Origin of the sequence: Capnocytophaga sp. FDAARGOS_737, assembly GCF_009730375.1 — a bacterium.
In the GTDB taxonomy this organism is placed as follows: Bacteria; Bacteroidota; Bacteroidia; order Flavobacteriales; family Flavobacteriaceae; genus Capnocytophaga; species Capnocytophaga leadbetteri.
Genome location: NZ_CP046316.1, coordinates 196180 through 210249, shown reverse-complemented (window position 1 = coordinate 210249; position 14070 = coordinate 196180). Strand labels below are relative to the sequence as shown.

Here is a 14070-nt window from a genome sequence, read left to right as displayed (position 1 = left end):
TCTTTATTGTTTTATTTGGGACAAAAGTACAGAAAAAAGCTAAAAGCACAAAACTTTCTTGCTTATAGGTTGAAGTAATTGCTAATTATCAATACTCTCCGCTATTACGGTCTTCATTTCACCCTCAGCGATGAGCTCTTCACCAACGGTAGTCCGTACCTTTACGAGGGTAACCCCCATAAATTCCTGAATAATACTCAGCTCGGTAGTGAGGGTAGCTCCTACTTGGGGTAGAGCGTATATACTCATACGCTTGATAGACCCTATATAGCCCATAGGCGCGGGCTGATGTTGCAGATAGTAATAATACCCTTTGTGCAGAGCAATGCTTTGTGCTATATGTTCTACCACCCCTGCCTCTTGTAGTTGTCCGTTCTGCACAAAAAGATTATCAGCGGCAATAGTCAGTCCTGCGGCTCCAGTAGTAGCGGTATAGCTTAGCAGGGCATCTACCATTACCATTGGCGGACGCTGCGGAATAAGGCTTATAACAGACGGTAAATCGGTAATAGGGGGTGTCATCATCTTTCTTCTTTCTCTAAAAAATCCCAGAAATCAAAATAATTAAACCACTGCAAAGGGTATTGTTGTAGCATTTGCTCCATATTGTCAGTATATGCCGAAAGCAATCCTGCGGCATCAGGGGTTGCAGGGTGTGCTATACGGGCATAAAGGTGGTAGTGCAAATGTTTTTCTTTCATAACATATACGAAAACCACTGGTACTTTCTTCTTAGCGGCAATGAGAAAAGGACCTGCAGGAAAAGAGGCTTCGGCTCCTAAAAAAGGGGCTTTAAGCGCACGCGTGCCTTGCAAATAGCGGTCTCCAGTGAAGCATACTATTTTATTAGTGGCCAGTGCCTCGTTGATTTTAAAAATATGCGACATATCTTCTGCTATCACTATATACTGATGCGAAGGTTTCTTCTGCGAAATACTTTGTATATAATCCTTAATTACCGAGCGCTCCATATCGGCAATAACAGTACTGATTTGCAATTCTAGGTCTATCTTCCTAAAGAAAGGCTCTGCTATTTCAAAATTGCCAATATGAGCCGAGATGAGTATCGCGCTCTGCCGATTAGCTAAGAGTTCTTTTAGGTGCTCAACACCATCAAAAGTATAGGTATACTTCTCCTCAAGGCCTGCTAAAATAGCTATTTTATCGATGATCGTTTGTCCGAAAGTGAAGTAACTGAGGTAAAGAGAGCAAAAGGCTTTAGGGGCACTATACCCCAAACGATGCCTAAAATAATAGTACATAAAGCGGTTGGACTGCCATTCGGTAAGGAAGTAATACAAGGCGACGAAAACAAGCAACGAATAAGCAGCGTAAATGCCCAAGTGTTTCATCAAGAAAACAAAGATACGGTAGCCTAGTACCGTACCTTTTGATTTTCCTTGCCATTTAGTAGGGTTATTGTGCATTAACTTTATTGGCTAAAGTAGTGTAGAAATCTTCAAAAGTAACGATTTCTTTAAAGTCTGCTTCTACAAGCTTGACCCCAAATTCTTGTTGGATAATCACCACCAAATCTACGTAGTCAAGGCTGTCTAAGCCTAAACCCTCGCGAAAATTAGCCTCAGGACTAATAGCAGTGCTTTCTACTTCAAATTCTTCTACAAATATACGGGTAGTAATTTCAATAATTTCTTGTCTGCTCATTCTTAAGTATTTTGTTTTATTATTCGCTCTTTATCTTCTCCCAAGTATCTTTTAGCCCTACCGTTTTGTTAAACACTAGTTTTTCAGCAGTGCTATCAGGGTCTACGCAGAAGTAGCCAAGACGTTGAAACTGAAGCGTCTCACCTGCCTTAGCGGTAGTTAAGCTCGGCTCTACGTAGGCGGTTACTACTTTTAACGACTCAGGGTTTATATAATTCAGAAAACTATCTTCTTGTCTGTCTGGTTCTGGTACGGTGAAAAGACGGTCGTATAGGCGCGCTTCAGCAGCTACTGCGTGGGCTATCGATACCCAATGTAGCGTACCTTTCACCTTGCGCATACTCGCCTCAGTACCGCTACCACTGCGGCTGTCAGGGTCGTAAGTGCAGTGTATTTCACTGATGTTGCCCTCTGCGTCTTTCACTACGCTTTCAGCCTTGATAATGTAGGCGTTCTTCAGGCGCACTTCACCTCCTAACTTCAGTCTAAAGTACTTTTTATCAGCTTCTTCGCGGAAGTCATCGCGCTCTATGTATAGCTCTCTGCTGAAAGGCACTTTGCGATAGGTCATAGGGGTTACTTCAGGGTTGTTTTCTGCCTCTAACCACTCTTCTTGCCCTTCGGGATAGTTAGTAATCACTACCTTTACGGGGTCGAGCACTGCCATTACCCGATTAGCTTTCTTGTTGAGGTCTTCGCGTACGCAAAACTCCAAAAGCGATACATCTATTAGGTTTTCGCGCTTAGCAATACCGATAGTATCAGCAAACTTGCGTATAGACTCAGGGGTATAGCCACGTCGGCGCAAGCCCGAAATAGTAGGCATACGCGGGTCGTCCCAACCTGCTACATAATTTTCAGTTACCAATTGTAACAGCTTGCGTTTGCTAACAATGGTGTGACTCAAATTCCTACGTGCAAACTCGCGTTGTTTAGGGCGAGTTCCTCCCTCCCCTTGGGGGAGGGTTGGGGAGGGGATTACTTGGTCTAAGAACCAATCGTATAGCTCTCTATGAGGCAAAAACTCAAGCGTGCAGAGCGAGTGCGATATTTGTTCTAAGTAGTCGCTTTCGCCGTGTGCCCAGTCGTACATAGGGTAAATATGCCATTTATCGCCTGTGCGGTGGTGCGAAGCGTTCATTATACGATAGATGATAGGGTCGCGCATCAGCATATTAGGCGATGCCATATCTATTTTAGCACGGAGCACATAAGTACCGTTAGCAAACTCGCCATTCTTCATACGCTCAAAAAGAGCAAGGTTTTCTTCAGGCGAAGTATTTCTATACGGACTATCGCTACCTGCTATGGTAGGGGTACCTTTTTGGGCTGCTATCTCTTCAGAGGTTTGTTTATCTACATATGCCTTACCTTGTTTGATGAGCTTTACTGCCCACTCATATAGCTCTTGAAAGTAGTCTGAGGCGTAGCATTCCTTATCCCATTGAAAGCCGAGCCATTGCACATCGCGGCGAATGGCATCTACATACTCCTGTTCCTCTTTGCTGGGGTTAGTATCATCAAAACGGAGGTTTACAGGGGCATTATAGCGCAAGCCTAACCCAAAGTTAAGGCATATAGAGCTCGCGTGCCCCAAATGTAGGTAGCCATTGGGTTCTGGCGGAAAGCGAAAGCGCAAAGCATTCGCCGGAAAACCTGCCGCAAGGTCTTCTTCTATGATATTTTCGATAAAATTATTAGCGCGTGGTTCTTTTATTTCTTCAGCCATTGTATTTAATTATGAGTTTTGAGTTATTAATTCTGAATTATTTAAATATTGCCCTATACAGGTCGCTACCATTAGCGTAAAGCAATAGCGATACTAATAGTACGAAACCTACCATTTGGGCGTATTCGAGTACTTTCTGACTAGGAGCTTTGCCGGTTACCATTTCGTATAGTAGAAATACTACGTGTCCGCCATCGAGGGCTGGGATAGGCAATATATTCATAAAAGCTAAAGCTATCGATAAGAAAGCGGTGATATGCCAGAAAGCTAACCAATTCCATTTTTCGGGGAAGAGCTTGCCTATACTGCCAAAACCTCCTACCTCGCTTGCTCCTTTTTTGGTGAATACGAACTTAAATTGTGCTACATAGTCGCGAAGTACATTGTAGCCATAGCCTATACCGTGGGAAAACGCCTCGCCTAAGCCGTAATTTTTATGGGTGATTTGTATTTTATCATCTACTTGTGCAGCCATTACTCCTATTTTGCGCCCTTCAGTAGGTATCACCTTTAGCTGTAGGTCAGTGCCATTGCGCTCTATGTCTATCAGCAGCGGACTCCCCTGCGGCACTAAGTTCATCGCTGGGATAAGGTCAGAGTAGTAATAAATAGGCTCGCCGTTTACGCTCTTTATCTTATCGCCTTTCTGCATTCCTGCTTGGGCTGCTGGCATATTAGGTAGCACCGAGTCGATAATAGGCGCTATTTTCAGGGTGAAAGGCGAAGTCTCGCCGCGCAAGAAAAGCATCTTGCCTATCGAGTCAGGTAGCGAAAGGTGACGTATAGCGCCTTCGCTATCTTTTACGGTCAGCTGACTAACATCGCGAAGCAAGATATACTTGCTGATGTCGCTCACATTCTCCAAAGGCTTACCATTTATTTCAGTCACTACATCGCCGTTTCTAAATCCGTATGCACGCATAGTGCGCGATACCGCAAACCCTTCTTTGATGCCCTCTGGCTTTAGCTGATCTTGCCCCCACACGAAGAGTATCATCGAGTAGATAAAAAATCCTAAGAGTAAGTTTACGGTTACCCCCCCTATCATTATAATAAGTCGCTGCCAAGCGGGTTTTGAGCGGAACTCCCACGGCTGAGCGGGCTGAGCCATTTGCTCTTTATCCATACTCTCGTCTATCATTCCCGCTATTTTCACGTAGCCACCAAGGGGCAGCCAACCTATACCATATACGGTCTCGCCTATTTTCTTCTTAAAAAGAGCAAACTTCACATCAAAGAATAAAAAGAACTTCTCTACTCTTGTTTTGAATAGTTTTGCCGGAATAAAGTGTCCTAACTCGTGTAAGACAACCAAAATTGAAAGACTCAGAATCAGCTGAGCCGCCTTTATCAGAAATATATCCATTATTTAGTCGTTAGTTTTTAGTCGTTTTATTCGCCAATTGCCCACAGGCGGCATCTATATCTTTGCCGCGCGAGTGGCGTACGGTCACCGTTATGCCTGCCTCTTCAAGCATCGTTTGGTAAAGAGTGAGCGCGCGACTGTCAGCCTGCTGAAACTCCCCATCATCTATAGGGTTATACTCTATCAAATTCACTTTTGAGGGGGCAAACTTACAGAATTTGATGAGGGCTTCCACATCTTTGCGCTGGTCGTTGATACCTTTCCACACCACATACTCGTAAGTAATGCGGTTTTTAGTCTTTTGGTACCAATACTGCAAAGCCTCCCGCAGTTCCGATAGCGGAAACTGTTCATTGAAAGGCATAATGCTAGTGCGTACGCTATCTATGGCTGAGTGTAGCGATACTGCCAATTTAAATTTCACCTCATCATCTGCCATCTTTTTTATGAGTTTAGGCACGCCCGAAGTGGAGAGGGTGATGCGCTTAGCCGACATTCCCAGTCCTTCGGTTGAAGTGATTTTGTCAATGGCTTTTAGCACATTGTTATAGTTCATCAGCGGCTCGCCCATCCCCATAAATACAATGTTAGAGAGCGGTCTGCCAAAGAAAGCCTTGCTTTGCTCATCTATCACCCGCACTTGGTCGAATATCTCATCGGGTAGCAGGTTGCGCATACGCTTTAGCCTTGCCGTAGCACAAAACGAACAGTTAAGGCTACACCCCACCTGACTCGATACGCAGGCGGTAGTACGGGTATCGGTAGGTATCAATACCGACTCTACCAACAGCCCATCGTGTAGGCGCACTGCATTTTTGATTGTCCCATCGTCGCTGCGTTGCATCACATCTACTTTGATGTGGTTGATAACGAAGTGCTTATCAAGCATCTCGCGGGTAGCTTTGGGCAGATTGGTCATCGCCTCAAACGAATGCACCCCTTTCTGCCATAGCCATTCGTACACTTGGTTACCACGAAAGGCTTGGTCGCCGTTTTCTTCAAAAATACGCCTTAGCTCCTCTTTAGTGAAAGCTCTTATATCTCGTTTGCTCTGATTCATAATTGGGCGCAAAGGTACAAAATAATTGACAATGGGCAAATTTGCTAATTCTCTTTTAGCTCGTATTTAGTTACGCTCTGCTGATTGCCTGCCTTATACTCTACTTCTTTGCTGAGTTGCCCTGCCTCAGTATAGTATTTCCATACCCCTTCTTTCTGATTATTAGCGTATTGCCCTGCTACTGACACCTCTCCTGAAGGGTAATATTCTTTATAAGCCCCCTCTTTTCTACCTTCTTTAAAATTGACTTCTTTCTCAAGCACCCCTTTAAGCGAATAGTACTTCCACAAGCCTTTTTCATAGCCTTTGTCGTATTCACCAGAGGTGAGGAGCTTACCTCTCTCATTGTATGCCAAGTACTTACCGTCAGGCTCACGATTGCTGAAATGTTTTTCAAACTTCAGTTGCCCATTGGGGTAATACTCTTTTTCGTAGTTTATGTAGTCATTTTCATAACTACCCTCTTTGGTGAGGATACCCAAATCGTCATAGCGTTTAAAATCACCGTGATATTTATCGCCTTTGTAGTGCTTGGTTTCATAGAGCTTACCATTCTCGTGATAACTATTTCTCACCGAAGTACCATCGTCTTTGTAGTCGCGAGTTTCTATCAGCCTACCTGTGTCTAATTTCTTTTCCCATTTGCCAGCAGGAGCATCGTTTTTATAATACTCCGTAGAGATCATTTTTATACCACTGCGTCTATCCCAAAGCGAGGTGCGCCAGTGCTTCCCTTCCTTTTTGCCCAACTTATAATGCTCTATAACCACTACTTTGCCGTCATCATCATACTCTTTCCACTCGCCGTCTAACTTCCCGTTCTTATAAGTCCCCTCTTTTGAAGGTTTACCTGACGAATATTCTATAAATTTACCCTCTAACTCGCCATTTTTATAGTTCATTTCATACCTTATAGCTCCATAAGGTGCGTATTCTTTATAAAATCCGTTCTGTATACCGTCTTCTATAATACCCTCTTTTTTCACGTTGCCATTAGGGTAATATTCTCTGGTAAGACCTGCCACCTTACCATTTTTAAAAGTTACTTCCATATTGATAGAGCCCTTGCGGTCGTAGTATTTAGCCACACCGTTAAGCTTCCCATCGGCAAAAGTAGCCTCGTAATATTCCCCCATCCCTTGGGCTATTTTATAGCTACCATTTAGGGGCGAACCATCTGCCCTAAGAGAAAAGACACTTTCCAAGCCATACTTTTTCTCTATAATATCATCTTCAGTAATGAGTTTTTGAGCCCAACTCATCTGAAAGAACAACAAGAATACTACACAATATTTCATATTTTTTATTATTTATTATTTATTATTATTAATTGAGGTTTTATCATTAATGGTAATAGATATTAATTTCTCTTTTTTTTCATAGCTTAAGAATTTTTATTGTTATTTTTTATCTAAGGCTGTCGGTAACAAAGTCCTGCACAGCGATAATGTGGCTACTGCTTAGCTTCATTCGTCTATCCAATTTACAGGATAATGGGTGAGTAGGTTGTTCATTGTTCTATCTTGTTTTATTTGTTTGCAAAGGTAAAGGTTTTTCATAAACTTACATCATAGAAATTTTAGTAAGTATTATTATGCTGTCAATATTTCTATTCCTACTATTATATATCGTTTGCCTTTTTTCAAAAGAACAACTTCAGTAAGACCAATTTCAGTTGATTTTATTACAAAGCAATTTTTATCATTAAAAAGTTGACAATCTCCACGATAAATACGAACAGCTGAAAGTAGTCCTGCCTTGAAAGTTCCTTCATATAGCATTACATTATCCTTTATTTCTGCAAATGAATAAAATTTATCTTCAAAAACAGCTGATTTATCATTAATCCCTCTTACTCGTAACGGAAAGTTTATCGTCTTTTGTAGTTCAGCATTAGAAGAAGCTGCTTTTTTGGCTCTTTGTAAAAATTCATCAATGGTTTCACCTTTATCAAAGGAAGAAGTTGTATTTTTCTGAGTCTTCAATGAGTTTTTAATTTGTTCTTTTACTTCTGAAAGAAACAAAGCATGTCCATTATCTTCCAGAAGATCAATTATATCATATACCTTTTTCTTTATGCTAAGAGGTAAAGCATAAAAACTTTTATCCACTTGGGTGTGTCTTGCATCATCCATTTCCGAATTCTGATGACGGATAACTATTTTCTTCCCGAGATGATAAATCAGAATTTTTACCCTACCTTCTTCAAAATGATCTCCATAGATAGATTTCGTCCCATACACTACAATCGGGTCTACAAAACCATCATTGTCTAAGTCTTTCAATCTTAAATAACGTGACCAAAACCAAATAGAGGTCTCTCTTTCTTTATCAATATAATCAGTAATAGTCCATCGCACTTTTACAGTCTTATCTACTTCAAAAGATACGTTAAAAGCCTTTATAGACCGCTTCAGACTATTTTCGTCCTGTATATTCCCTTTTGTCACCTTTTCAGTAAGAATCAAATACTGCTTGCCATCTTTATCCTCAAAAGGATACACCCTAAATATAGGAAATTCAACTCCTATCTGCTGCAACACCTCAGCAGGAAAAAGTTTTTTAATTTCCATATCTGTAAGAGGAGTCTCTCTATAATTTTTATCCTCTTGTGCTATGCCAATAGTACAGATAAATATACTATAAATAGTCAATAATACCTTAAAATGTCTGTTCATTTTCTTCTGTTTCTAAATTTAAAAAATGTTTCTTATTCGCCTCATCAGCAGTTATTTTGGGAATATTATAATTAAGGTGTCTATTTAGCTACATACTAATTGACTTTGGGAATCGGTCTATGTTAAATTCTGAACCCCAAGAATATATACCTCGTATCCAAGACTTTACTTGATGTATTATCTTATGTAATGTAGGAAAATTCTTCCCATCATTACTAGGAATTTGAGTTATATTAAAGTCTTTTATTTTTTAGTATTTTGCCACTATCTCTTCAAGGGCTGTTACTATTTCAGCAGCGCTATCTAAGGTTACGAGGCGCTGGCGGTGTTCTTTAAAGTTTGGCAAGCCTTTAAAGTAGTTCGCATAATGCCTACGCATCTCCAATACCCCTTGCCGTTCTCCTTTCCACTCTACCGACCATATTAGGTGATTGCGAGCTGCCGCTACCCTATCGGCTATGGTAGGGGGCGCCAAAAGTTCACCGGTAGCAAAATAATGTTTTATCTCTCTAAATATCCAAGGATAGCCAATAGCTGCACGCCCTATCATTATACCATCTACCCCGTATTTATTGCGGTATTCTAAGGCTTTCTCCGGATTATCAATATCGCCATTGCCAAAAATAGGAATGTGTATGCGGGGGTTATTCTTCACTTTGGCTATATAGCTCCAGTCCGAATGCCCTTTGTACATCTGGCTGCGAGTGCGAGCGTGAATGGTAAGGGCGCTAATGCCCACATCTTGTAGGCGCTCAGCTACTTCTTCTATATTGATACTACTCTCGTCCCAGCCCAAACGCGTCTTTACGGTTACCGGCAGGTCAGTACTACGCACTACTGCTTTAGTAAGGCGCACCATCAGGTCAATATCTTTTAGCACCCCTGCACCAGCACCTTTGCTCACCACCTTCTTCACCGGACAGCCGAAATTAATATCCACCAAATCCGGACGAACCGTAGCTACTATCTTTGCCGAAAGCGCCATAGCCTCTTCATCACCCCCAAAAATCTGTATCCCTACCGGACGCTCGTAATCAAAAATATCCAGCTTTTGCCTGCTTTTTATCGCATCGCGAATAAGCCCTTCAGACGAAATAAATTCGCTGTAAAGCATATCAGCCCCGTGCAACTTGCACAGGCGGCGAAAAGGCGGGTCGCTCACATCCTCCATAGGGGCAAGCAACAAAGGGAATTCTCCCAAATCTATATTTCCTATTTTTGCCATTACTAATACAAAAAGTTATTATAAGGGAAGCGAGTAATGTGTATCTCCTTCACCTTCTCATACACTACCTTGCGAAATTCTTCCAGATTCTCTTTGTTAAGGGCTGAAATAAATAGCACATCTTTACCTACTTTCTGCATCCACGTTTGTTTCCACTCTTCAAGGGTGAAATGCTTAGTAGTGCGCTCGGTCGCAAGGTCGTCTTCGGCTATCACCTCGTGGGTATAAGCGTCTATTTTGTTAAAAACCATAATGGTAGGCTTGTCGGCGCTGTGTATTTCTGCCAATATCTGGTTTACCGACTGTATATGCTCTTCAAAATTAGGGTGCGAAATATCCACCACGTGCAGCAATAAGTCAGCCTCGCGCACCTCGTCCAAAGTACTCTTAAACGATTCTATCAGCTGGGTAGGCAGTTTACGTATAAAGCCTACGGTGTCTGATAGCAAAAAGGGTAAGTTTTCTATCACCACCTTGCGCACGGTAGTATCGAGGGTAGCGAAGAGCTTATTTTCGGCAAACACCTCACTTTTGCTTATCACATTCATCAGGGTCGATTTGCCCACGTTGGTATAGCCTATGAGGGCTACACGCACCAATGCCCCGCGATTGCTGCGCTGGGTAGCCATCTGCTTATCAATAGCCGAGAGTTTCTTTTTCAGTAGGGCGATGCGGTCGCGCACGATACGGCGGTCAGTTTCTATTTCGGTCTCACCCGGTCCGCGCATCCCTATCCCCCCGCGTTGGCGTTCGAGGTGCGTCCACAGACCTGTAAGGCGTGGCAATAAGTATTCGTACTGGGCAAGCTCTACCTGCGTACGCGAGTAGCTGGTCTGCGCGCGCTGGGCAAAGATATCTAAGATAAGCCCCGTGCGGTCTAATATTTTAGCTTTGAGTATGCGTTCTATATTCTTCTGTTGGGCAGGGGTAAGCTCATCGTCAAAGATAACCGTACCCACCTCGTTTTCCTCTACGTACTGCTGTACCTCTTCCATTTTACCGGTACCGATAAAGGTTTTAGGGTTGGGTACGTCTAATTTTTGGGTAAAACGTTTCAGTACCTCGCCACCAGCGGTATAAGTCAGAAATTCGAGTTCATCGAGGTATTCTTTTGATTTTTCTTCCGTCTGTAGTTGGTTTATAATACCAATTAAGACTACTTTTTCGTATGTTAAATTTACCTGTTCGAGCACTATTTTTAATTATGAATTACAAAATTACGCTGCAAAGATAGTAATAATTTGCCAATTTACTAATTTAGCTGACAAATGACTTATCCTTCGCTTATCCTTCGCTCATTGTTCGCTCATTGTTCGCTCATTGTTTGTAGATGGGAAGGCGGAGAGGGCTGGGGAGAATAAGAGGTAAATCAAAAAGAAATGTTAATATTTTTTTGCCCATTTCATTTATTTTTCCTACATTTGCTGAAAATTTTAGCGTAAGATTATGAATATCTTACCAATACATTCCTAACAGATTAAAACCAAAATGATAAAAAAACTATTCTACGTATATTTATTATTCCCAGCAGTTGCCTTGGCTGGTCTGAGGCAACTGCTTCCTATACCACAAACAGTAACCCCAAATGGGCAGCAATACCCGCTTAGTGCCTCTACTCTACTGACCGATATTGCTACGGTACAATTAGTCCCCGATTTGCCCCAAATACCCCTCAATAAAGACGAAGCCTATATATTAGAGGTGACGCGCGATAAGGTGCGCATTACCGCTATTACGGCTTTAGGGGTCTATAGGGCGCACCAAAGCCTACAGCAGTTAGTGGTACAAAAGGGCAAAAAGCGCTATATCGAAGGCTGCACCATTACCGACTACCCAGCCTTTAGGGTGCGTGGCTTTATGCAAGACGCAGGGCGCAGCTACCTGAGCATAGAAGAGCTGAAAACCGAAATAGCACTACTCGCTCAGTATAAGATAAATGTATTTCATTGGCATCTGACCGAAAATGAAGGTTGGCGACTGCAGAGTCTGCGATATCCACAGCTCAATGCTGCCGAAAACTACGAGCGTATGCCTGCCCAGTACTACACCTTAGCCGAAGCCAAAGAGCTGGTCGAGTTCTGCCGCCAACGCCACGTAATGCTTATACCCGAAATCGATATGCCGGGGCATAGTCGTGCGTTCGAGAAAGCTTTTGGCACCTCTATGCAGACTGAAGCAGGCATCAGCATACTCAAAAACCTATTAGATGAGGTCTGCGAAACCTTCAGCGTCCCTTATATACATATAGGTACTGACGAGGTTGCTTTTACTAACCCTCGCTTCGTGCCCGAAATGGTGCAGCACTTGCGTGACAAGGGCAAGAAAGTGATTTCGTGGAACCCCGGTTGGCAGTACCAAGCTGGAGAGATAGATATGACCCAGCTATGGAGCTATCGGGGCAAAGCTCAAAAGGGTATCCCTGCTATAGACTGCCGTTTTCATTACCTAAATCACTACGATGCTTTTGCCGACCTCATTGCCCTGTATAACAGTCGTATACTAAACGTAGAGCAAGGTGATGAAGACCACGCAGGGGCTATCATCGCTATATGGAATGACCGCTATATAGCGAGCGAACGCGATATTATCGCTCAAAACAACTTCTATCCAGCAGCCTTAGCCTTAGCCGAACGCGCGTGGCGTGGCGGAGGCAATGCTTATTTCGATGGCAATGGCACTATGTTGCCCTCTTCACCCGATGACCCTATATTTCAGCAGTTTGCCGATTTTGAAGCCCGTATGCTATGGCACAAAGCGCACCACTTCAAACACGTACCTTTTGCCTATGTAAAACAAACCGACATAGAGTGGGCAATCACCGAACCTTTCAATAATGGTGGCGACTTAAGCAAAGATTTCGACTGGACTAATGCCCCTACTCGCAAAGCCTATGGGGCGAGTATCTACCTGCGGCACACTTGGGGTGACCTTATACCTAGTTTCTACTCTCACCCCAAACCTAATAGTACCGCTTATGCTTACACACGCGTGTATAGTCCTAAAAAACAGACCGTTGGACTCTGGATAAGTTTCCAAAATTACAGTCGTTCAGAGAAAGACATACCCCCACGCATAGGCAACTGGGACTATAAACAGAGTAAAATTTGGCTTAATGGCACAGAAATTGCACCGCCAATATGGCAATCTCAGCACAGCACCCCCTCTAATGAGGTACCGCTGACAAATGAGAACTTCGAGGTACGTCCTCCACTGAGGGTAACGCTCAACAAAGGCTGGAATCGTGTATTGTTAAAACTACCTATTGGCAGCTTTAGCACCCCTGAAGTACGATTAGTAAAGTGGCACTTCACCTGTGTATTCGTAACCCCTGACGGCCAAGAAAGAGCCGGCGCTATGAGGATTGGTGATTAATAAATTGAAGGTTTTTGGCTTATAGGTGAACGTATTGTAAAAGAAGAACAACAGGGTAGTGTGCGTGCTAACTATGGAGAGCAGATTATAGCTCAACTCTCAAAAGAATTAGGCAAAGGATTTAGCAAACGAACTCTTTGGGATTATAAAAAGTTTTATCTTACCTTTCCTAACATCAAAGATTCTGCACACATGTGTGCACAATTAACGTGGTCTCATATTCGACTGATAATGAGAGTTGAAAGCACTCAAGCAAGAGATTATTATTTACAGGAGACTGCTGAGCAACATTGGTCAGTTCGCACCTTAGAGCGAAATATCAATACGTCTTATTATCAGCGTTTGTTGGCTTCGCAAAGGAAAGATATTGTTGTAGAAGAAATGCAACAAAAAACAGCAGAATTTCAGCAAGACCCTTATGAGTTTATCAAAAATCCTGCTGTATTAGAGTTCTTAAACATTCCTACCCACTATGCTTATAATGAAAGTGATTTAGAGAAAAACCTTATCAATAATTTACAGCAATTTTTATTAGAGTTAGGTAAAGGCTTCGCTTTTGTAGCAAGGCAAAAACATATTCGCACTGAAACCCAAGATTTTTATATAGACCTTGTATTTTATAACTATATATTAAAGTGCTTTGTAATTATTGAGCTCAAAACAGACAAAATCACCCACCAAGATATAGGGCAATTGGATATGTATGTTAGAATGTTTGACGATTTAGAAAAATCAGAAACTGATAACCCTACTATTGGTATCTTACTTTGTACCCAAACAGACCAAACTATAGCAAAATATTCTGTTTTAGCCGAAAATAAACATCTTTTTGCTACCAAATATATGCCTTATTTACCTACTGAAGAAGAACTTGCTGAGGAGATAGAACACCAAAAACAAATTTTAACTCAAATTACACATTAGGTAGCTGTTCGCTGCTATATTCACTAAACAGAATGTAAAAAGCAGCTAATA

The 14070-nt window shown here is 42.2% G+C and carries 12 protein-coding genes and 1 pseudogene; 2 read left to right on the top strand and 11 right to left on the bottom strand.

The window, feature by feature from the left end; translation table 11 throughout:
- Nucleotides 1-81 precede the first annotated feature (81 nt).
- From FOC45_RS00955 to hflX, 11 genes and pseudogenes are all read right to left on the bottom strand, one after another.
- Nucleotides 82-522 carry a hypothetical protein gene (locus FOC45_RS00955; RefSeq protein WP_034540253.1) on the bottom strand — a complete coding sequence of 147 codons (441 nt, stop codon included), beginning with the start codon at nt 520-522 and terminating at the stop codon, nt 82-84.
- Complete coding sequence (locus FOC45_RS00950) at nt 522-1427, bottom strand: lipid A biosynthesis acyltransferase (protein WP_009390975.1); 906 nt, start codon at nt 1425-1427, stop codon at nt 522-524. Before FOC45_RS00950 ends, FOC45_RS00955 begins: the two co-directional genes overlap by 1 nt.
- Nucleotides 1417-1665: a phosphopantetheine-binding protein gene (locus FOC45_RS00945; protein WP_009390974.1), complete on the bottom strand. Its 249-nt coding sequence runs from the start codon at nt 1663-1665 to the stop codon at nt 1417-1419. The genes FOC45_RS00950 and FOC45_RS00945 overlap by 11 nt, the downstream gene beginning before the upstream one ends.
- A 19-nt stretch (nt 1666-1684) precedes the next feature.
- Complete coding sequence (locus FOC45_RS00940) at nt 1685-3394, bottom strand: glutamine--tRNA ligase/YqeY domain fusion protein (protein WP_009390973.1); 1710 nt, start codon at nt 3392-3394, stop codon at nt 1685-1687.
- 37 nt (nt 3395-3431) lie between these two features.
- A complete protein-coding gene (gene rseP / locus FOC45_RS00935) occupies nt 3432-4760 on the bottom strand; it encodes an RIP metalloprotease RseP (protein ID WP_009390972.1) in 1329 nt (442 codons plus the stop codon).
- 10 nt (nt 4761-4770) lie between these two features.
- Nucleotides 4771-5820, bottom strand: a complete 1050-nt coding sequence (gene rlmN / locus FOC45_RS00930) for a 23S rRNA (adenine(2503)-C(2))-methyltransferase RlmN (RefSeq protein ID WP_009390971.1) — start codon at nt 5818-5820, stop codon at nt 4771-4773.
- Nucleotides 5821-5864: 44 nt separating this feature from the next.
- Nucleotides 5865-7118, bottom strand: coding sequence for a toxin-antitoxin system YwqK family antitoxin (locus FOC45_RS00925; RefSeq protein WP_009390970.1), 1254 nt, complete (start codon nt 7116-7118; stop codon nt 5865-5867).
- 294 nt (nt 7119-7412) lie between these two features.
- Complete coding sequence (locus FOC45_RS00920; RefSeq protein WP_009390968.1) at nt 7413-8498, bottom strand: M949_RS01915 family surface polysaccharide biosynthesis protein; 1086 nt, start codon at nt 8496-8498, stop codon at nt 7413-7415.
- Nucleotides 8499-8607: 109 nt separating this feature from the next.
- A pseudogene (locus FOC45_RS00915) lies at nt 8608-8742 on the bottom strand (IS1595 family transposase); the annotation flags it as partial.
- 6 nt (nt 8743-8748) lie between these two features.
- Nucleotides 8749-9723 (bottom strand): tRNA dihydrouridine synthase DusB, encoded by a 975-nt coding sequence (gene dusB / locus FOC45_RS00910; protein ID WP_009390966.1) that lies wholly within the window; start codon nt 9721-9723, stop codon nt 8749-8751.
- A gap of 2 nt (nt 9724-9725) precedes the next feature.
- Nucleotides 9726-10916: a GTPase HflX gene (hflX, locus tag FOC45_RS00905; protein ID WP_009390964.1), complete on the bottom strand. Its 1191-nt coding sequence runs from the start codon at nt 10914-10916 to the stop codon at nt 9726-9728.
- A gap of 295 nt (nt 10917-11211) precedes the next feature.
- Here hflX and FOC45_RS00900 point away from each other — a divergent pair, with 295 nt between their 5' ends.
- Nucleotides 11212-13095 (top strand): family 20 glycosylhydrolase, encoded by a 1884-nt coding sequence (locus tag FOC45_RS00900; RefSeq protein WP_009390961.1) that lies wholly within the window; start codon nt 11212-11214, stop codon nt 13093-13095.
- A 3-nt stretch (nt 13096-13098) separates the two neighbouring features.
- Complete coding sequence (locus FOC45_RS00895; RefSeq protein ID WP_034540250.1) at nt 13099-14019, top strand: YhcG family protein; 921 nt, start codon at nt 13099-13101, stop codon at nt 14017-14019.
- The last annotated feature ends 51 nt before the right edge of the window (nt 14020-14070 follow it).

Excerpts from the sequence above, each read along its gene's own strand:
- dusB (WP_009390966.1), bottom strand. The coding sequence starts at position 9,723 with ATGGCAAAAATAGGAAATATAGATTTGGGAGAATTCCCTTTGTTGCTT.
- FOC45_RS00945 (WP_009390974.1), bottom strand. The coding sequence starts at position 1,665 with ATGAGCAGACAAGAAATTATTGAAATTACTACCCGTATATTTGTAGAA.
- FOC45_RS00950 (WP_009390975.1), bottom strand. The coding sequence starts at position 1,427 with ATGCACAATAACCCTACTAAATGGCAAGGAAAATCAAAAGGTACGGTA.
- rlmN (WP_009390971.1), bottom strand. The coding sequence starts at position 5,820 with ATGAATCAGAGCAAACGAGATATAAGAGCTTTCACTAAAGAGGAGCTA.
- FOC45_RS00920 (WP_009390968.1), bottom strand. The coding sequence starts at position 8,498 with ATGAACAGACATTTTAAGGTATTATTGACTATTTATAGTATATTTATC.
- FOC45_RS00940 (WP_009390973.1), bottom strand. The coding sequence starts at position 3,394 with ATGGCTGAAGAAATAAAAGAACCACGCGCTAATAATTTTATCGAAAAT.
- FOC45_RS00955 (WP_034540253.1), bottom strand. The coding sequence starts at position 522 with ATGACACCCCCTATTACCGATTTACCGTCTGTTATAAGCCTTATTCCG.
- FOC45_RS00925 (WP_009390970.1), bottom strand. The coding sequence starts at position 7,118 with ATGAAATATTGTGTAGTATTCTTGTTGTTCTTTCAGATGAGTTGGGCT.
- rseP (WP_009390972.1), bottom strand. The coding sequence starts at position 4,760 with ATGGATATATTTCTGATAAAGGCGGCTCAGCTGATTCTGAGTCTTTCA.
- FOC45_RS00900 (WP_009390961.1), top strand. The coding sequence starts at position 11,212 with ATGATAAAAAAACTATTCTACGTATATTTATTATTCCCAGCAGTTGCC.